Here is a 20,348-nt window from a genome sequence, read left to right as displayed (position 1 = left end):
CACGAGCAATGGCGGGATTGAGGCGGTGAACACTTGCCTAACTCCCGCACCTGCTAACGTTTGTCCACGCTGAATTGAACACTCGCGACATGACCTGCCGCATCGATCACCGTGATGCTATGCTCCCCCGCCGTGTTAAGTACAAAAGTTTCGCGTTTTTTCAATCCTGACGATCGTTGTTGACCATCTAATAGCCAATAATGTTGGCCACTTCCGCCGACCGCATCCAATGTCACAGGAATATCACTGCGTCCGGGTGCGGCGCGCAATCGGCTACCGCTGTTTAAACCCATTAATTTAATACTCCCGACGACATTCAGGCCGGTACAATGCGCTCCCCAATTCACCAATCCCCACTCCAATTTACGTTCAGGCGGCAACCATGCCTCGAGTAAAGACGGCCATCTCGCCACTTCGATTTGCTGCGCGTTCGGATTGCAATCGAGCGTTGTCCGCGTTTTGGTCACGGTATCCAACCATACAGTTTCCACTAGACTACGCGCTCGCAATCGGTCGGGTAAGGTCGGTGGGATAGTATGATTAAGTATCCATGCACTCCGTTTCACATGACAATGTTTCGCAGAGGTTTGTTCAGCGGCAACACCGAGAGGCCAACAAATTTGCGCTGTACTCACTTCGTCTGGCACCTTTTGACTGATTGGTGTGCTGCGCGGCAGAGCGTATGCAATTTGCTGCAATAATGGCGCAGCAACATTCGCGCCAAAAAATCCAGGGTTTGGAGTTCCATCTGGGCGGCCAACCCATACCCCCAAGGTATATCGGCCACTGACACCTACTGCCCAGGCATCACGAAATCCATAACTCGTGCCGGTCTTCCATGCGAGTCGAACACCGCTACCATCATTCTCAACAAATGGTTGATCCGGATGCCCGCCGCCTTCCAAAATACTGCGTATGATAAAGGCGGCACCCGCACTCATCATGCGCGCCTCGTGCATCGGTGCATTCGGTGTGATACGGGGCGTTCCCGCCATTCCTTGCATCGCTAAAGAACGATAAGCGCCGACCAATTCTTCTAGGCTTGTTCCCGCGCCCCCCAATATCACACTCAAATTGGGTGTCGCTTCTTTGGGCAGGCGTAAGCGCAAGCCCGCACTCGATAATCTCGCAGTAAAGCGACTTGACCCAATCCGATCGAGCACGTCCACTGCGGGCACATTCAAAGACCGTTGCAACGCTTCCGAGACACTCACAGGTCCGGAGAAACTTGCTTGAAAGTTGCCTGGATCATAGCCACTGAACGATTGTGGGGTGTCAGCTAACAGACTTTCGGAATGAATCAAACCATCATCCAAAGCCATCGCATACAGAAACGGCTTCAAAGTAGATCCGGGCGAACGGATACCTCGCACCATATCAACGTGACTAAATCGACGTTCATCATGAAAGTCAGCCGAACCCGCATAGCCCAAAATCTCTAAATTTTTGCTATCGATTACCAAGGCTGCCATCGACACAAAGCGTGGCAGCTGGTCAACCTTATCCGCTAACATCCGTTCCAATATTGTTTGTATCTCGCGATCTAAAGTGGATTGCACTATCGTTGCTCGCAAGTCCACCGATCCCCGCGTTTTTTTACGATTGATTTTCGATTGGCGCTGCGCCACTTGACGCAGACGTTCTGCCGCAAGCGGAGCAAGCCATGCTAGGCGGGGTGGGTTTGCCCCCACTTTCTCGATGAGCGCATCCTCGACTTCCGCTTGGGTCCAATGTTTTAGCTGCGCCATTCGGTGTAAAACTTTATCGCGATATTGTTGCGCTTTGAGAGGATGGCGATCGGGTCGCAAACGGGACGGGGCTTGGGGCAGGACAACCAATAGCGCAGCCTCCGCAGCAGACAACTGAATAGCACTCTTGCCGAGATAGCTTCGGCTGGCCATTTCCACGCCTTCAACAATCCCCCCCATCGGGGCGTGATTCAAATAGAGCGTGAGGATTTCATTTTTGGATAAACGGAGTTCCAATTGCAATGCCCTAGCAATTTGTCGCAATTTACCAGATACACTGCGCGGGACAGGCTCGATCGCCCGTGCTACTTGCATACTGAGTGTTGAGCCACCCGATACGATCTCGCCGTTTGTCAGCCACTGCCACGCAGCGCGACTCAAGGCCAAGGGATTCACGCCGGGATGCCAGTAAAACCATCGGTCTTCATAGGTCAATAAGGCATCAATATAATTTTTCGACACTTTGTCTGGGGTCACGGGAAAACGCCAGACACCATCGGCGTCGGGCCAAGCGCGTAAGGGAGTCCCATCGCGTGCCACCACCACCAGACCGGGTTCATCGTCAGGAATCGGCGGTGGAAAAACTTGGTCTAGCAACAAAAGTAGACTGAGTGCAGCGGCGCAAAATGCGCGCCAGCGGTGGGTACTGACCCAATTGCGGCAGTGCTTCAGAATACGCGACGTATGATGGAAAGCGGACATGGCTAGCTTTAACGAAGGACTTCAAGTTAGAGCCTGCATTGTAAAATGAATAAATCATTCTCGTCAGGGCAAAATGTGGTCCGATTCTCCTTTGCTAAGAGGCGTGCTTATCTCGACTCAGGAATAATAAACAGAGCGGGATTTTTTTCTGCCAAATCTCGTAACAGATTCCACACGACTCGAACCCTTTGCAAGCGATACAAATCGGTCGGCGCAACTAAACAGAACGAGCGCTCCGCATAGAAATGATTTTCCAATACGCGCACCAAACGCCCATCGTTTGGAACCGCGTAGGGGGGTGCCAAAATGAGGCCCAAGCCCAATGCTGCTGCCTCGCACTGTGCGGCGAGACTTGTACAGCACATACGTCGATGCGGAGTAAAGCCCAATTCGCCCATATAATTTAAGCCGCTACTGGCCAGTCGATCCTGCACATAATCGACAAAGTCATGCTGCATCAAATCTGCATGTACCTTGATCGGAGGATGCTTGGCAAGGTATGAGGGCGCTCCATAAATGTACATCCGAAAACTCGCCAAACGAGTCACCATATATCGCCCTGTGCTAGGTGGATCTAGCATCACACCAAGGTCCGCTTCACGATTCGCCAAATTCGCAAAGCGCGGCAATAAAAGTAAATCAACACTGAGGTCTGGATGCGCCTGCAACAGCTCAACGAGGGCCGGAGCGACAATGCGCGAACCAAAAATTTCGGGAACACCTAATCGAACAATTCCTCGCACGGATATTTGCGCACCAGTTAATTCATCCTGCGCTGCTGTCACCGCGCTCTCCATTGCTTCGGCATGCGGAAGTAAAGCTAGGCCCATTTCTGTTAGTTGATAGCCTTCACGGCTACGATCAAACAATGTCGCACCGAGTTGCTCTTCAAGGCGATCAATACGACGCGCAACCGTGGTATGTTCGACCGCTAAACGCCGCGAAGTTCCAGATAAGGTGCCCGAACGTGCTAACTCAAGGAAATACCGTAGATCAGTCCATTCTGGCAAAGTATTCATCGTCGTCACTTTTCATTCCTCATATTCTCACTCGTTGATCGGACAACTTTGTTGCACCATACTTATCACGAGGATCGTTCATTCAACAAAGTAAGACTACCTTACCAATATCGCTTGGGCACCTCAGAAAATTGATTGTGCATCAAAGCACATAAGTTTGGCAATTCTCTTGTTTTTGCCATTAAATAGTCTTTCGTTAAGTAAAAAATGCGCCGAATTAGCGCATTGTTCACTTTGTTGCGCACTTACCACGTGCGCGATACATGCTGCATCGCACAATAGTGGCGCATCAATGTCGAGAAAATCGGGTTTTATGCCTACATTTTCATCAAACAGGACTTTTTATTAATTAAATGGCACTACTGTGCATTTTTGCACAGTGGGTTGGCAAAGTCACCTGTTTCTAAGCGCTTTGAATTCGGACAAACTGATTTCCGTGATGATGCATTTGCATACCACCTGAAATAGAAGAAACCGCAAGACCACATCGATAAGCCGCCAGTTGCACTGTATTGCCAGCGTCGGTTTGATCGAGCTACAACAATATCGACCATCCTGGAGACACACATGAACTCATCAAAACAATCTAAAGCGAAACTCGTCTTTCTGACCCGCTCAGCGGCTGCCGTCCTCGCAATCTATGGTAGCAGTGTTAGCTATGCTTTCGCCCAATCAACCGACAACACAGCTAAAGCGAACGATGAGACTTCAGTCGCTAAAGTTGTCGTTAGCGCACGTCGCCGTGAAGAGACACTACAAGACGTGCCTGTTTCGGTCACTGCCTACAGCGCGGATCAAATTTCTAAAGCTGGGGTTGCTGACGTGACTGGTCTTGCACTCACCTTGCCGAACACGACATTAAGCGCCTCTCGCGGAACGAACTCAACATTGACGTCCTTTATGCGTGGCGTTGGTCAACAAGATCCCTTAGCTGGTTTTGAATCCGGTGTTGGTATCTATCTTGACGATATTTATTTGGCGCGCCCACAAGGTGCGGTCGCCGACATCTACGATGTTGAACGCGTCGAAGTCTTACGGGGACCACAAGGGACATTGTATGGTCGCAACACGATAGGCGGCGCGGTTAAGTATGTCACCCGTAAAATGGGTCCTGCAACCGATATGCGTTTGAAGGCATCAGTGGGTAGCTACGGTCAGATGGACGGCGTTTTCACAGCGAGCACGGCACTGTCTGATACGGTGCGGGTTGGCGGTACGCTGGCAAAATTCAAGCGGAATGGTTTTGGGACGAATCTCGCAACCGGTGAAGATAACTACAACAAAGACGTCTCCGCAGCGCGTTTGAGTGCAGAGTTTATGCCGAACAGTGATCTATTCATTCGCATTTCAGCAGATACTTCACAGGATGATTCGAATCCAAAACATGGTCATCGTCTAACTGTTGGTAAAATCAGTAATGCGCCAGTGCTCGATAACGTCTATGACACTCGTGCCAACTTGAATACTGCACTGGGTCACAAACAGCAAGTAACACAAACTGGTGTTTCCGCTTTGGTGGAATACCAAGTGCAGCCAGATTTGATGTTCAAATCTGTCACAGCTTCACGCCATGATACTTCCTACGCACCAATCGATTTCGACTCCTTAAACAAAGTCGACTTTGACGTTCCTGCGCTGTACAAAAACAAACAATTCAGCCAAGAGTTTCAACTGACATACACCGGCAAAGCATTCCAAGGTGTCGCAGGTGTCTACTACATCGATGCGAATGCGTATGACAAATTTGATGTACGATTGCTCGGCACCTCGACATTCACCGAGGGGGATATCGATACCAAGGCTTGGGCTGCATTTGCCGACGCCAGTTTTGATTTGAGTAAAGACCTGAGCTTGTCCATTGGTGGCCGCTACACCGTCGACAAACGTGAAGCGAGTATCTTGCGCCAAATCTATTTAGGCACAGCTGGTTCACCAGGCATGGGTAATCCTGCGGCAGTCTTATTCCGTACCGACACCAATCTCAGCAAAGCCGATCTCAGTCGTGAAGACAAAAAATTCACCCCACGCATCTCGCTCGGTTGGAAAGCCAGTGCAGATCAGAACGTCTATGCATCTTGGACTGAAGGCTTCAAAGGTGGTGGTTTCGATCCGCGCTTGAATTTGGTCGGGACGAAACTCACTGTCGACAAAGCAAAACAAGGCTTCCTACCAGAAAAAATTAGCACATTCGAACTCGGTTTGAAATCTGCATTCGCAAAGAATACGGTGTTCACAAACGTTGCGGTGTTCCATAGCGATTATCAAGATGTTCAAATCCCTGGTTCCGTCGCAATCGATACGAATGGTGACGGCAAAGATGATAGTTTTGCTGGTGTAACGACAAATGCCGGCAAGGCGAAAATTGACGGGATCGAAATTGAAGCGACCGCACGCGTCACCGATGCCTTTAGCTTGTCAGGAATGCTGAGCTATATTGATGCAAAATATACGAAATACGTTGGCGCAGGCAATATCGACGTGGCATCACAACGCGTCTTCCAAAACACACCCAAACAGACAGCAAGTATTCGTGCTAGCTACGATTGGGATATGGCAATGCTAGGGAATGGCGGCAAACTGACTTTGAGCAGCAGCGTCGCTTTCCGCGGCAAAACTTATCAGTTCGAAACACCAACCCCGATCTTGGATCAAGACAGCTACAACTTGTTTGATGCAAGTTTGGTATGGACTCGTACCGATGGCCGCGTGCGTGTGGGCTTACATGGCAAAAACTTGAATGATGCGCGTTACAAAGTTGCAGGTTACTTATTCCCTACTTTGGGTGAAGGTAGTACTACAGCATTCTACGGAAATCCACGAACCTATACGCTGACACTGGACTACCGTTTCTAAGAGTTTCTAAAACAGAGCCGAGACGCATTTCTGGTATGCAAACGCGACCTCGGTTCAACACCATGTTTTAGGAAGTTTGCGGCCAGTCCCAAACTAGACTGGCCGTTTTTTTAAGTACTGTTCATTCCAATCAGACTTAATACATTACGTCATCGTACAATTAAGACCACACTCACACTCAATCAGGGCTTGTTCATCGTGAGCGATTTCAAAGACATTTATTTCACTAGCAAGGACGGCTTGCGACTTTATGCACGCGACTATCCAATGCAACAAGCCAAATCCTCATTGCCAGTGGTTTGCATTCACGGATTAACGCGCAATTCAGCCGATTTTGATGAACTTGCTCCTTGGCTCGCTTCGCTGGGTCGACGCGTGATCGCCGTTGATGTGCGAGGTCGCGGCAAGTCGGAGCATGCTGTCAAGGTGGATCACTACCACCCTTGGGTTTATGCGAACGATATCGTTAGTCTCTGTCAGCATTTACAAATATCCCAAGCAATTTTCATCGGTACCTCGATGGGTGGCTTGATTACCATGACGCTCGCCTTACGCAAGCAAGGTCTGATCGCCGCAGCGATTTTAAATGACGTTGGACCTGTACTATCGGTCAAAGGCCTAAACCGCATTGCCTCTTACGCTGGTGGTGGAAATCGCTTCCAAAACTGGGATGAGGCGCGCACCTATATCAAAGAGATCAACCAATCTGCTTTTCCCAACAACAGCGATGCGGAATGGGATAAATGGGCGCGACGCGCCTTCGCAATGAATCCGCAAGGCCAATTAGAATTGCAGTATGATCCCTTGATTGCAATGCCCTTAAAAACCGGAAAACTTAAGGCCACCTCGTGGCTGATCCGCTGGGCGTTTCGACGCCTGACCAAACGCCGACCATGCCTTCTCGTCCGCGGTGCCATCTCTGATTTATTAGAGCCAACGCAAGCCGAGATGATGCGTCAAATGGCTCCGAATTTAGACTATGTCGAAGTACCCGAAGTCGGTCATGCCCCTATGCTGACCGAACAAGCAGCAAAACAAGCAATACAAACATTTTTAGAGAAACTAGCCTAAAGAAAACTAGTCCAAGCAAACCATATCACGTGCCCCTAGCTGGCACATTAAAATAGAAGGAAAGATATGCATACCCGACTCATTCGCAATACGCATCAAACCAATCTGGCCCGTCGTAAATTAACAAAAATCACCTTTGCTATCGGAGCTTTAGTCAGTCCCATTTTGGTCGCTGGCAATGTGCTAGCGCAAGACATCAAAGTCGCTTTAATTGCGGGAAAAACTGGCGCTCTTGAAGCGTATGCCAAAGAGACTGAAACCGGTTTTATGATGGGCTTAGAATACCTAACCGGCGGCAAAATGGAGTTGAACGGAAAGAAAATCAAAGTCATCGTGAAAGATGACCAAAGCAAGCCAGATATGGGGCGCGCGTTATTAGCTGAAGCCTATGGCGACGATAAAGTCGATATCGCGGTCGGAACTAGTTCATCCGGCTCCGCCCTCGCGATGTTACCAGTGGCAGAGGAATACAAAAAGATTTTGATAGTCGAACCAGCCGTTGCTGATGCGATTACAGGTGAAAAGTGGAATCGTTACATTTTCCGTACCAGCCGCAATTCTATGCAAGATGCATTGGCCGCAGCCAGCACAATTAAGTCGGGCGGGAGTATCGCATTTTTAAGTCAGGACAATGCCTTTGGCCGCGATGCGATCAAAGCAGCTAAAGAAGCCTTGGCCACCGCCGGTTCCAAAGCAAAAGTTATCCACGAAGAATACGCAGCACAAACAACAACTGACTTCACTGCGCCCGCACAACGCATATTCGATGCACTCAAAAACAAGCCAGAGCCACGTCTATTGCAGATCGTGTGGGCGGGTCCTAGTCCGATGAATAAATTAGCCGACTTAAAGCCGGAACGCTTCGGGATTAATCTCGCACCGGGTGGCAATATTTTACCCGTAATGAAATTATGGAAATCCTATGCTGGGACTCAAGGTACGATCTATTACTACTATGATTTTCCAAAGAATAAGATGAATGACTGGCTCGTAGCTGAACATACCAAACGCTTTAAAGCACCGCCTGATTTCTTCACTGCGGGGGGATTCGCAGCTGCCAGCGCGGTCTACACCGCACTGAACAAGGCGCAATCAAACAACACTGAAAAATTGATTGCGGCGATGGAGGGAATGGAGTTTGAGACACCTAAAGGAAAAATGAGCTTCCGTAAAGAGGATCATCAAGCATTGCAGGTGATGTATCACTTCAAGATCAAGAAAGATCAGAAGAACGAATGGGACTTGTTAGAATTGGTCAGAGAAATTCCTGCGAGTGAGATCCCTGTTCCCGTCAAAAACAAACGCTAAAAAAACGCTCAGATTTTCACATGCAACAAACCGAAAACCCTATGGTTGATAGTCACACTATTTCCACTAAGTCAGACGGCAGCTTCGTCCAGCCCGTGCCAGCCACAGCGTCGCTCAGTACGCGCGACTTGTGTATTCGCTTTGGTGGCCACATCGCAGTCAATCAGGTCACGGCGGATTTCTACCCGGGCACATTGACTGTCATCGTTGGTCCCAATGGCGCGGGTAAAACGACTTACTTTAATCTGATCTCTGGCCAGTTAGCGGCGAGTTCGGGAACGGTAAAATTGTTTGGCAAAGATATTACAGCAACGGGCGCGGCACATCGCTGCCGCGTTGGTATTGGCCGTGCATTTCAATTGACCAATTTGTTTCCACATCTTTCGGTTCTCGAGAATGTCCGACTTGCTGTTCAAAGTCGTACCGGCATCGGTTTTAAGCTATTTTCATTGTGGTCAAACCATACCGAGTTAATGCAACAAGCGATGCACTACTTGGAACGCGTTGCACTGGCAGATCGCCAACATGACAGAGTGCTGACGCTGTCGCATGGAGACAAGCGCAAGCTTGAAGTTGCACTGTTACTTGCTTTAGAACCCGAAGTCATGATGTTCGACGAGCCTACGGCTGGCATGAGTGTCGATGAAGTCCCTGTCGTTTTAGACTTGATACATCAGGTCAAAGCAGAAAAAAAGAAAACGATCTTATTAGTCGAGCACAAAATGGATGTCGTGCGTGCGCTAGCCGATCGTATCATCGTTCTTCACAATGGTACGCTCGTTGCTGATGGCGAACCGAGCACTGTCATGGCGTCAGCGATCGTTCAAGAAGCGTATTTGGGTAAAGGAGCGAAGGCATGAGTGGATTAGTGCAAGAAGCACACCCCAGCGCCATTCTCGAATTAGAGAATGTACACACCCATATCGGCGAGTACCACATTTTACAAGGTGTGAATCTCAGCGTTCCGCGTGGAGGGCTAACCGTTTTATTGGGGCGCAATGGTGCTGGCAAAACAACGACATTACGTACCATTATGGGCTTATGGCAAGCAAGTCAAGGAAGTATTCACTTTCACGGGCAAGCAATTCAAAATCGAGCAACCCCGGAGATCGCAAGAAAAGGAATCGCGTACGTTCCTGAAAGCATGGCGATTTTCTCAGACTTGACTGTGAAAGAGAATTTGCATTTGGCAGCGCGTAACGGACCGATGGATCCTGCGCGACTCGAGTGGATTTTTAACTTCTTTCCCGCCTTAAAAAAATTCTGGAACTACCCTGCTGGGAATTTATCTGGCGGCCAAAAACAAATGGTTGCGATCGCCCGCGCTATCATCGAGCCACGCCAATTATTACTGGTCGACGAACCGACCAAGGGTTTAGCCCCTGCCATCATTGAAAGTCTAATTGCAGCCTTTAATGATTTAAAAAAGAACCAAACTAGTATCTTGCTGGTGGAGCAGAATTTTAATTTTGTACGGCATCTCGGCGACACCGTCGCCATCATGGATGATGGCAGAATCGTTCACGCAGGGCGCATGCAAGACTTAGCAGAGAACGAAGAGCTACAACAGAAGTTACTAGGCTTATCGCTTTCCAGTCACCAATGAGGACAAAGAAATCCGTACCGGACTTTGTTAACACTCCAATTTCAGGAACTTCGTATGAGTAATACCGATTTGCCACGACTCCCTCGCGACCTCACGCCCTTGCTACTTGTGCCAGCGCTGACAATCTGCATGCTACCGTTAATTGGCAGCTTCCCAACTTGGCTTACACTCACGGTCGCAGGTTTGGCAATGGGAATGATGATTTTCATTATGGCGAGTGGTTTAACCCTCGTGTTCGGCTTAATGGATGTGCTCAATTTTGGACATGGGGCCTTCGTCGCGGTGGGCGCCTATACCGCAACCATGGTCTTACTGCCACTCAAAGGCTGGCTAGAAATCGATTCCTTAGCGATGAATCTGAGCGTTCTTGGCTTAGCAATGTTGGTAGCGATGCTGATCACAGCGGCACTAGGTTGGGCATTTGAGCGCATCATTATCCGTCCAGTTTATGGTCAACATCTAAAACAGATTCTCATCACCATGGGCGGAATGATTGTTGCCGAACAAATTATTGGTGTTATCTGGGGCGCAGAACAAATTCCCCTCCCTTTACCTGAAAGCTTGCGTGGCGCCATCTTCGTCGGTGATGCGGCATTAGAAAAGTATCGACTGGTTGCTGTGATCGTCGGTCTCTTGGTATTCATCAGTATGTTTCTTATTTTAAATCGCAGCAAACTAGGCTTGCTGATACGCGCAGGGGTAGAAAATGGCGAGATGGTCGAAGCACTCGGCTATCGTATTCGTCGATTATTTGTCGCAGTCTTTGCCGCTGGTTCCGCATTAGCCGGTTTAGGTGGCGTGATGTGGGGCTTGTACAAAGAAACCTTAACGGCTGCGATGGGCGGCGAGATCATGGTTATGATTTTCATCGTTGTGATCATCGGCGGACTGGGTTCCGTCAGTGGTTGCTTTATCGGAGCACTACTCATGGCACTAGTCAGCAATTATGCTGGTTTTCTCGCACCTAAACTGGCATTGGTGTCGAATATCGGATTGATGATGCTCATACTATTGTGGCGTCCCGCAGGGCTCTACTCAGTTGGACGACGTAGCGCCTAATTCTTTTTTATCACCACAACGATTTCTGAAGTATTGAAAGCCATTTATGAATTTTTTGCGCTCGCTCTTATCGGATGATTTTCCACGCAGCCGGATCCTATCGATTATCTTACTGGCTATTTTCTTGGGCTTGCTCAGTGCACCATTTATCACAAGCGGCGCACGTCCACTCAATACCGCGGCAACCATTTGTGTGTACGTCATTTTGGTCGCATCGTATGACCTGCTATTAGGCTATACCGGTATTGTTTCCTTTGCGCATACGATGTTCTTTGGAATCGGTGCGTATGGGGTCGGCCTCGCACTCTCTAGCGAGACACCCAGTTGGAGTGGAATGTTGATAGGACTGTCGCTCGCTGCGGTTCTGACCATCGCCCTTGCCTTGATTATCGGAATGTTTGCCTTGCGTGTACGAGCTATTTTTTATTCAATGATTACGCTCGCGGTCGCATCTTCATTCGCAGTACTCGCCTCGCAGTTATCCGATTTCACCGGCGGCGAGGATGGCAAAACATTTCGAGTTCCTGAAATCTTAACGCCAGGCTTTCAATTGTTTGAGCAAACCTTCTGGGGCAAAACAATAGATGGGAAAATCATCACGTATTACATCGTCTTCTTCGCTTGTTTGCTTCTCTTTTTGTTTTTGCTGCGGGTTGTCAACTCCCCTTTCGGACGCGTACTCCAAGCAATACGAGAAAACGAATTTCGCGCGGAAGCGCTTGGCTATCGTACTGTGTACTATCGAGTCATGGCAAACTGCCTCGCCGCACTAATCGCTGCCGCCGCTGGCGCGCTGATGGCGCTTTGGCTGCGTTACGTTGGTCCTAAGACGATGTTAAGTTTTGAAGTCATGACCGATATTCTATTGATCGTTGTGATCGGAGGAATGGGAACTTTATATGGCGCCGTGGTGGGGGCCGCATTGTTTATCCTCGCACAGAATTATCTCAAGTCATTGATGGCACAAGGATCAGAGGCATTAGTTGATTATCCTGTATTCGCGCAAATTCTGCATCCAGATCGGTGGATGCTGTGGTTGGGCATCTTGTTTGTTCTCTCGGTATACTTTTTTCCCACGGGTATCGTTGGCAAGCTGCGGTCTCTCAAGAAGAACCTTTAATCGCATGCAAGCTTAAGCGATTTGCTGGCAATACGATTGGCATGCACGCGCTAACATGCAAACGACTTCCTCGCGACTTGATGGTTTGGAGAGACAGGCATCAAACCCGATATCGAGATAGGACTGTCGACTAAGGTCGTCATCATTGCCCGAATAGGCAATAATAAAACTGGGCTCTTGTTTTGCTTGCATTTGAAATTGTCGAATTAAGCGCAGGGCTTCAATCCCACCCATGATCGGCATTTCTAAGTCAAGAATAATCACATCAGGCCTCTTGCTCGCCACCCGATCCAAAGCCATGCGCCCATTAATTGCAGAATCCAGTTCGTAATTCGCTTGTTCGATATAATCTGCCATGACCATTTGATTAAAATCATCGTCATCAACCAAAAGAACCCTTGTTATGCCTTGTGTTTCGCTTCGATCTGCGGCAGACGATAAAGCTTGTTCAAGACGTCCAGAATTGCCAACAATTTGATTGGACTTAAGCGGAAGTGATGCATGTTTTAAGCACAAGGTCAGCGTCGTCCCCTCATCATCCGAAGTCTGCATATGCAATTGCCCCCCCTGAACAGTCGCTAGCAAATGGGAAGAGTAGGTGCCTAAGCCCGTCCCTCCAGATTTTCCTGCAGTCGCATACTTCGCAAAAAAATTCTCACGCAAAGCGAGCGGCACTGCACCGGCATTATGAATGCGCAGTTCGATCCATTCTCCCTTGATTAAACGTAATTCCACATCGGAATTCTCAGGTGCTGCCTCGATAGCATTCTTGGTTAGATTCCCTAAGATGGAATAGCACAAGGAGTCATCCGCTTCGACAAAGAAATTCTCACCCTCCGCTTCCACATGCAATTGGATTCCCTTGGACATCGCTTGTGCGCTCAAGCCCAATACGATACTCGACGCCAGACTCAACAAGTCGACCGAACTTGGGCGAAAAACATAACTACCGCTTTCCATCCGAAACAAGTCCAAAGACAGATTTACCATACTTAAAGCACGATTCGATGCACTCTCTATCATGCTAAGGATTTCTTCCTCGTGCGCACTCAAGGTACGCCCTGCCCGCAATAATCCCGGCGCTGCGGAAATACTCACGAGTGGCGTCTTTAGGTCGTGTCGGGCAATTCTTTCTACATCTTCTAAAGTGCGTAAAGCCTGCTGGAGTGCATGATTTTTTTCGTCGAGCTCATGTGTACGTTGTAGCACGCGTTCCTCTAGCAAGCGTTCCGATTCTTGCACTTGCTTCAACATCGTTTCTAATTCAATATTTAGTTGTCGCAACTGGGTGTTTTGCTGGGTCAAAGTCCGTTCATGTTCATAGGCTAGAAACGCGGACTTGACCGTCAAAATAATATCATCGTGATTAAATGGCTTTTCGAGGAAGCGATATAAATTGGCTTGATTGATGGCCTTTTTTACTCCCTCAAAATCACTCTGGCCCGTCAACATAATGGTAATAGTTTGAGGACTCCGTTGATGCAAGCTGATTAACAATTCATCGCCACGCATGCCCGGCATAATGAAGTCAGAGATCACAATGCTCAGTTGTTTTCCTTGCTGCTCCAGATCATCGAGAATTTCTAGAGCCTCTGCGCCTGATTCGGCGATTTCGATTACGTAGCGATTGCCAAATGCATGGCTCAGCAGCGTACGTAAGGCCACCAGAACCGTGGTGTCATCATCCACACACAAAATGATTGGACTCTCGCTCATCGATCCTATCCACTATCAAACTGCCTCAGTCAAATGAGGCGGCAGGTACCCGATTCGAAAACTGTCATAAAAGTATTCCTGAATTCAATCAGCACTGCAAGAAAGATTTGACGTACGGAAACATGGAAGTGATTGCTGGTGGCGAAGAAATCCAACGAATCCATAGAGCTGGAGAGGCGCAGCACTGTGTTTAGCTTGTGCCTAAACACACTCAAATAATCTCGGGGGGTATGACGAAATGCCCACACTCAGATCTGTGAAACCCCTTGCGGTGATACTATGGACACTTGGCCTTTTGCTTTCAAGCTAACATTTTTATCGCAAATATGACCCCAAATTCAGCCTTACTCATCACGATACGCAATACCATCATGATTCGTTTGCACTTAGGCTTGGCCCACATCATCCATTTTTTGCGGTGTCGTCGTCAACAAAGGTCCAAGCTATTCATTTTGATATGTCTAGTCACTAGCTTTGCGTATGGACAAACTTCAGTAGGCAAGACTTCAGACAAAGTTACGCCTGAATCGTACACTGACCATCTCATCCCCAAACAGGCATTTTCTTTTACCCAACGCTATTTCGAGCGCGTCGGCAATGAAGACTCTTTACCGATCAATGTTGTGACGGCTTTAGAGCAAGATACCCGAGGCTTAATTTGGATAGGAACACAAGCGGGGTTGGTGAGCTATGACGGTTATCGTTTTTCGACTTACACCCATTTTGATCACGACAAAAATTCTTTGTCGGGTAACTATGTCAAAAGTTTATGGGCAGCACCCGATCATCGACTATGGGTTGGGACATTGAGTGGCGGAGTCTCGATCTTTAATCCACGTACTGCCAAATTCACGCCGTTGACATACGGGGCGACCGGCAACACAAAATTAGAGATTGGGGCAGTTATTGCAATTCGTGGCGCGCGCGATGGTGGGGTATGGATAGTGGGCACCGATAACGGCTTACATCACCTGAGCCAAGATTCCAAAATCCTTCGCAACTTTCGTCATCAGAATAACGAAGTACATAGTCTACTCGACGACAAAGTCCGCACAATAATGCTGGATCGCAAAGGGAACTTATGGGTGGGCATGGTAAGCGGCTTGCAAAAATTGGCGGCGGGCAGTCAGCAGTTTGAACACATCAGCGGGGACGACAATACATTTATTGATCGCGAAGTACGTAGTCTCTATGAAGCGGATGACGGCAAAATATGGATAGGCTTTGCCAAAGATGGCGCAGCTTGGTTTGATCCTAAAACAGAACAAAGCAAGACAATCAAGCTTGATACCTTAGGTGGCAGCAAGCTTGGAGACAATGTGGTGGACATTATCACGCAAGTGCGTCCAGGCGAGGTATGGCTATCCCGCTATGGCTATGGAATTTACGTCATTCGCACAGAGACTGGCGAGATTCTGCAGAGAATTCGAAATGATCCTGCGATGTCGAGTTCACTTGCGTTTGACCAAGTCGGCTCGATGTTAAAAGATCGATCGGGGATTATTTGGGTTGGCACGTGGGGCGGTGGACTGCAGCGCTATAACAGTCAAGAAGCGGTGCAAATGCTACGCTTTAGTCCAAACCAAGCTAACGGTCTCTCACGTTCCAACGTACGTAGTATTCTCGAAACGCGTGACGGACGCTTGCTATTCGGCACCGATGGAAATGGGATCGATGTATTTGATCGATATTTGGGACTAGTCGACGGCTATCGAAACCGTTCACTAGAACCGGATACCAGCGTTGCACTGGCAGTTTTAGCCTTAGCCGAATCCAACGACCAAACCTTGTGGGCAGGGACTCGACAATCTGGGTTACAGAGCTTGCCTTACAAAAGCAAGCGATGGAGAACATATACGGTCAAAAACGGCCTGCCGAGCAATCAGATCCGCAGCTTGTTTGTCAGTAAGAATCAAGATCTATGGGTCGGCACAACCTTGGGCTTAGCCTTGTGGCAGCCCACCCAACAAAGATTTCAAATATTCAAAGGCGACGACGGAGCGCCGATGAATAGCTATGTCACTTCCTTCGCTGAAGATTCACAAGGTCGATTATGGGTAGGAAGCGAGTCAGGGCTATGGGTTTACGACACCAATACGCAATCGCTACAGCAGATCCAACATCAATTGCAGGATGCCGCAAGCTTAAGTTCGAATGAAGTGAATGGTCTCCTGATTGATAGCAAGGGACAACTTTGGGTCGATACCGCACAAGGTCTCGACCGTCTCTCTAGCTGGGATGGTCAACACGCTCGCTTCGAGCACATCAGTACGAAAATTGGACGTCCCGGCCTCTATTTTGGTGCGAATTTATTAGAAGATCGACTTGGTAGAATATGGACGCAATGGTTCATGTACGATCCAAACCAACATCAATTGACTGAACTGAATCGTTTGTATGGAATCGACCTAGGAACAGCGTGGGTTGCATCCTATTGGCGAACCAGAGATGGTCGCTTTCTTTTTGGTGGAACCAAAGGCGTTGCCGTCATACAGCCAGAACAATTTCAGTCTTGGAATTACCGACCAACGGTATTGGCAACCAGTCTAAAAATTGATGGCCTTGAACAACACGACTTTCACGACGGTAGCAGCATCTCCATGCTTCCTCAACAACGTAATTTTGAAGTCGAATATGTGAGTTTAGATTTCTCTTCACCCGAAAAAAATCGCTATGCGTATCGCCTCCTCGGCTACCAAGATACTTGGATAGAAACGGATGCACAACATAGAACGGCAAGTTACGGCAATCTATGGCCCGGTGAATATCAATTAGAACTGAAAGGCAGTAATCGCAACGGCGATTGGAGTGAAACTGTTTTAACTATTCCTATTCAAGTGATCCCGGCATTTTGGCAGACCAAATGGTTCATCGCGCTCATTTTGATCAGCGTCGGTGCAAGCATCTATAGTGTTTACCGTTGGCGTGTCGCGCGAATAAAAGCTGAGAAGCGCAGTCTACAAAAACTCGTCGACTCCCGCACCTCGGACATTCTGAATCTCGGCGAAATTGGTCAAAGCCTCACTGCCACACTTGACATTGAGCAAGCATTTGAGCGGATTCATAAACAAGTCTTAGCGCGGGTCGATGCGCACGTGTTTGGGATTGGTTTTTTAGATCACCACACGCACATGATCGAGGTCGACTATATGGTGGAAGATGGCTTGCGCCAAGATCAATTCCATTACACCTTAGAAGAGCAAAATCGGCCGGCGGTTTGGTGTGTCACGCATCAACGCGAACTCATTACGAATAACATTCAAGAACTACTCAACTATGTTCCAAACATCGCTCCAGTGCGTTCTGGAAAAGCGACTGAGTCAATTGTTTACCTGCCCTTGTTTGTCGAAAAAGAAGTGGTCGGATGTATGACAGTACAAAGTCCACGAGCGAATGCTTATTCACCCGATCAGCTGGAATTTCTACGCGCAATCGCGAACTATGTGGCGATTGCCATTGCGAATTCGAATTCACACCGACATTTGATCGAGGCGCAAAAACAATTAGCACAGCAAGAAAAAATGGCGTCGCTTGGGCAACTCGTCGCGAATGTCGCACACGAAATCAACACACCGATTGGTGCCATTAAATCGAGTGGTGACAATATTACGAATGCGCTCAATACAGTCCTATCTGATTTATCCGAATTAATGTATCGACTCGACGAGCCAACGCGACAATTATTCTTAGAGTTGATCAAGCAAGCAAAACTCAATAATCATGTACTCAACACGCGTGAGGAGCGCAAGTTGGTGAACGAATGCAGTACCCGCCTCGACGACCTTGAAATCAAAGACAGCCGTCGCAAAGCCAGTGTTTTAGTTCATATTCGTGCACATAATCAAGTTGATCAATATCTGCCGCTGCTAAGACATCCGGAATCAGAACAAATATTCCAAGCTGCACAAGATATAGGCGCGATCATCAATAGTACCCAAAATATCCACGTGGCAGTCGATCGCGTGTCAAAGATTGTCTTCGCATTCAAGTCCTTTTCTCGAATAGGAACAAATCACGAAAAAACGACAGTCGATCTGCGTGAAGGGATGGAAACGGTACTCACTCTGTATCAAAGCAAAATCAACAAAGGCACCGAATTAATCTGTCAATTTGACGACATTCCAGCCTTATCATGCTGGCCAGACGAATTAGTTCAAGTTTGGGTCAACCTCATTCACAATGCACTCCAGGCGATGGACTATGCAGGAACCTTAACGATCAAGATACAAAAAATCCAAAATGAAGCTGTCGTCTCCGTGAGTGATACTGGATCGGGGATCCCTGACAACATCCGCAATAAAATTTTCGACGTTTTCTTCACGACAAAAGCAGTCGGAGAAGGTAGCGGACTTGGTCTCGATATCGTCAAGAAAATCGTTGCGAAACACCATGGCCGAATTCATTTTGAATCCGAGCTCGGAAAAGGTACCACTTTCTTCGTGCACTTACCCTACGAATCAACCCATCACAATGATAACTAGGGATAACTAGGGATAACTAGGGATAACGAAGGATGATTATGGTTGAATAAGGACAGACGACACGAGGCCATGGATGGCAGCTATTACAATTTGAACGTCGACACCAGTTCTGCCAGCTTCACAGCCTGTTCGTTCAAGCTTTCGGTCGCTGCCATCGCTTGCTCAACCAATGCCGCATTTTGTTGTGTCATATCATCGAGTTGATTCACTGCCGAACTCACCTCAGTAATACTACGTCCCTGCGTTTGCGTGCTATGGCTAATCTCTGTCACCACGGTGTTCACTTGCTGCCCAGAATCGACAATCTCATTCATGGTCTGCCCTGCCGATTCGACCAATTGGCTACCCGCGTTCACTTGCTCACCTGAATCAGTAATTAATGCTTTGATTTCTTTTGCCGCCGCCGCACTCCTCTGTGCCAAAGAACGCACTTCCGACGCGACTACCGCAAACCCACGACCTTGTTCGCCAGCCCGCGCGGCTTCGACTGCCGCATTTAAGGCCAAGATATTAGTTTGAAATGCGATGCCATCGATCACGCCAATAATTTCATGAATTTTGGCTGCGCCTTGGTTAATTTCACGCATCGTGGCAATGACTTCTTGCATCAATTGTCCACCATTTTCAGCGATATTGGCTGAACGTCCTGCGAGCTGCCGCGCTTGTTGCGCGTTTTGATCGTTATCTTGTACGGACTCTTTTAATTGCGCCATCGCCGCCGAAGTTTCTTCCAGGCTAGAGGCTGTATGCTCCGTCCGCTCTGATAAATCGCGTGTTCCCGTCGCAATCTCATGACAGGCACTTTGCATATTTTGCGTACTTTGATTGACAGTCAGAAGAATGCTTCGCAAGGCTTCACGCATACGTTCTACCGAACCTAGGACGCTCTCAGGCCGCATTCCGTCATAGTCTTCAAGTGAGGGTCGCAAATCGCCTTCCGCAACCACTTGCAAACGCGCGGTGACGATGGCAGGTTCTGCGCCAAGGTCGCGCAGTAAAGAACGCGCACTCAACCAAAGTATGGCTGCGACACAGGCTGCAGCGGCAATACAAACGATCAATAGCCATCTGCCATTTTCCCAAAAGCGCTTGTCCGCTTCGGCGAAGCTGACGCCGTTCCCGACTATCCAATGCCAACGCGGAGTTTCGACTGCGACAGATAAGATTTCCACCGTCACATCGCCACGTGTCGATTTCCACCAGTAATCTGTTAATTGACCATTCGATTTTTTCAGAGCAGCTTTCGCAAGCTTACCGACGCTTTCACCTGCCGAATCTTTGAATTCGTTAAAACTGGTGCCATGCAGTTGTGGATCAAGTGGAGCGGCGACAAAATTCAACGCATCATCCACAACAAAACAGTACTCTGATTCATGGTATTTGTTTTCGCGTGTGATCCGTGTCGCGATCTCTTTCGCCTGAATCTCACTGAGCTTGCCCTCTGCCGCGAGATTTTCCAGTTGCACGATGGACAAATATGTACTACGCATAATTTGCTCGATACGTGCACGATTGTCTTTATTTGCTGCATTTTTTGCGGTCGTCAAACCGACCACCATGACGATCAATAAAAATATCAAGACGATGCTGGCGATAATCAATGCCTTAGTATGGAGCTTCATGAACGATCCTTTTCTCACTGCTAGACAAGCGCGACGTGTGAGA

The 20,348-nt window shown here is 48.3% G+C and carries 12 protein-coding genes; 8 read left to right on the top strand and 4 right to left on the bottom strand.

Annotation, left to right across the window (positions count from 1 at the left end; translation table 11 throughout):
* Positions 1–53: 53 nt before the first annotated feature.
* Together pbpC and KDM90_RS16325 are read right to left on the bottom strand one after the other, a co-directional pair.
* Positions 54–2,450 carry a penicillin-binding protein 1C gene (gene pbpC / locus KDM90_RS16330; RefSeq protein WP_212676696.1) on the bottom strand — a complete coding sequence of 799 codons (2,397 nt, stop codon included), beginning with the start codon at positions 2,448–2,450 and terminating at the stop codon, positions 54–56.
* A gap of 107 nt (positions 2,451–2,557) precedes the next feature.
* A complete protein-coding gene (locus KDM90_RS16325; RefSeq protein ID WP_212676742.1) occupies positions 2,558–3,469 on the bottom strand; it encodes a LysR family transcriptional regulator in 912 nt (303 codons plus the stop codon).
* Positions 3,470–4,036: 567 nt separating this feature from the next.
* On the opposite strand from KDM90_RS16325, the gene KDM90_RS16320 reads away from it, so the two are divergent.
* From KDM90_RS16320 to KDM90_RS16290, 7 genes are all read left to right on the top strand, one after another.
* Positions 4,037–6,322 (top strand): TonB-dependent receptor, encoded by a 2,286-nt coding sequence (locus KDM90_RS16320; protein ID WP_212676695.1) that lies wholly within the window; start codon positions 4,037–4,039, stop codon positions 6,320–6,322.
* A gap of 198 nt (positions 6,323–6,520) precedes the next feature.
* Positions 6,521–7,393: an alpha/beta fold hydrolase gene (locus tag KDM90_RS16315; protein WP_212676694.1), complete on the top strand. Its 873-nt coding sequence runs from the start codon at positions 6,521–6,523 to the stop codon at positions 7,391–7,393.
* Between the two features lie 66 nt (positions 7,394–7,459).
* A complete protein-coding gene (locus tag KDM90_RS16310) occupies positions 7,460–8,701 on the top strand; it encodes a substrate-binding domain-containing protein (RefSeq protein WP_212676693.1) in 1,242 nt (413 codons plus the stop codon).
* Between the two features lie 20 nt (positions 8,702–8,721).
* Positions 8,722–9,561: an ABC transporter ATP-binding protein gene (locus KDM90_RS16305; protein WP_230409855.1), complete on the top strand. Its 840-nt coding sequence runs from the start codon at positions 8,722–8,724 to the stop codon at positions 9,559–9,561.
* Entirely contained in the window at positions 9,558–10,307 is a 750-nt protein-coding gene (locus KDM90_RS16300) for an ABC transporter ATP-binding protein (protein ID WP_212676692.1), read from the top strand. Before KDM90_RS16305 ends, KDM90_RS16300 begins: the two co-directional genes overlap by 4 nt.
* Positions 10,308–10,361: 54 nt before the next feature.
* A complete protein-coding gene (locus tag KDM90_RS16295) occupies positions 10,362–11,366 on the top strand; it encodes a branched-chain amino acid ABC transporter permease (protein WP_212676691.1) in 1,005 nt (334 codons plus the stop codon).
* A gap of 46 nt (positions 11,367–11,412) precedes the next feature.
* On the top strand, positions 11,413–12,486 hold the full coding sequence (locus tag KDM90_RS16290) for a branched-chain amino acid ABC transporter permease (RefSeq protein ID WP_212676690.1): 1,074 nt from the start codon (positions 11,413–11,415) through the stop codon (positions 12,484–12,486).
* Positions 12,487–12,498: 12 nt separating this feature from the next.
* Here the strand turns inward: KDM90_RS16290 and KDM90_RS16285 are convergent, their stop codons facing one another.
* Positions 12,499–14,202, bottom strand: a complete 1,704-nt coding sequence (locus KDM90_RS16285) for a response regulator (protein WP_212676689.1) — start codon at positions 14,200–14,202, stop codon at positions 12,499–12,501.
* Between the two features lie 326 nt (positions 14,203–14,528).
* Here KDM90_RS16285 and KDM90_RS16280 point away from each other — a divergent pair, with 326 nt between their 5' ends.
* Positions 14,529–18,683, top strand: a complete 4,155-nt coding sequence (locus KDM90_RS16280) for a two-component regulator propeller domain-containing protein (protein WP_212676688.1) — start codon at positions 14,529–14,531, stop codon at positions 18,681–18,683.
* A gap of 83 nt (positions 18,684–18,766) precedes the next feature.
* Here the strand turns inward: KDM90_RS16280 and KDM90_RS16275 are convergent, their stop codons facing one another.
* A complete protein-coding gene (locus KDM90_RS16275) occupies positions 18,767–20,305 on the bottom strand; it encodes a methyl-accepting chemotaxis protein (RefSeq protein WP_212676687.1) in 1,539 nt (512 codons plus the stop codon).
* Positions 20,306–20,348 lie beyond the last annotated feature (43 nt).

Source organism: Affinundibacterium fentianense (assembly GCF_018139545.1).
In the GTDB taxonomy this organism is placed as follows: Bacteria; Pseudomonadota; Gammaproteobacteria; order Burkholderiales; family Burkholderiaceae_D; genus Undibacterium; species Undibacterium fentianense.
Note: the sequence above shows the minus strand (reverse complement) of the source record. Positions and strands in the feature narration are given on the sequence as shown.

Coding starts and splice junctions, on each gene's coding strand:
- pbpC (WP_212676696.1), bottom strand. CDS start 2,450: ATGTCCGCTTTCCATCATACGTCGCGTATTCTGAAGCACTGCCGCAAT.
- KDM90_RS16325 (WP_212676742.1), bottom strand. CDS start 3,469: ATGAATACTTTGCCAGAATGGACTGATCTACGGTATTTCCTTGAGTTA.
- KDM90_RS16320 (WP_212676695.1), top strand. CDS start 4,037: ATGAACTCATCAAAACAATCTAAAGCGAAACTCGTCTTTCTGACCCGC.
- KDM90_RS16310 (WP_212676693.1), top strand. CDS start 7,460: ATGCATACCCGACTCATTCGCAATACGCATCAAACCAATCTGGCCCGT.
- KDM90_RS16305 (WP_230409855.1), top strand. CDS start 8,722: ATGCAACAAACCGAAAACCCTATGGTTGATAGTCACACTATTTCCACT.
- KDM90_RS16300 (WP_212676692.1), top strand. CDS start 9,558: ATGAGTGGATTAGTGCAAGAAGCACACCCCAGCGCCATTCTCGAATTA.
- KDM90_RS16295 (WP_212676691.1), top strand. CDS start 10,362: ATGAGTAATACCGATTTGCCACGACTCCCTCGCGACCTCACGCCCTTG.
- KDM90_RS16290 (WP_212676690.1), top strand. CDS start 11,413: ATGAATTTTTTGCGCTCGCTCTTATCGGATGATTTTCCACGCAGCCGG.
- KDM90_RS16285 (WP_212676689.1), bottom strand. CDS start 14,202: ATGAGCGAGAGTCCAATCATTTTGTGTGTGGATGATGACACCACGGTT.
- KDM90_RS16280 (WP_212676688.1), top strand. CDS start 14,529: ATGACCCCAAATTCAGCCTTACTCATCACGATACGCAATACCATCATG.
- KDM90_RS16275 (WP_212676687.1), bottom strand. CDS start 20,305: ATGAAGCTCCATACTAAGGCATTGATTATCGCCAGCATCGTCTTGATA.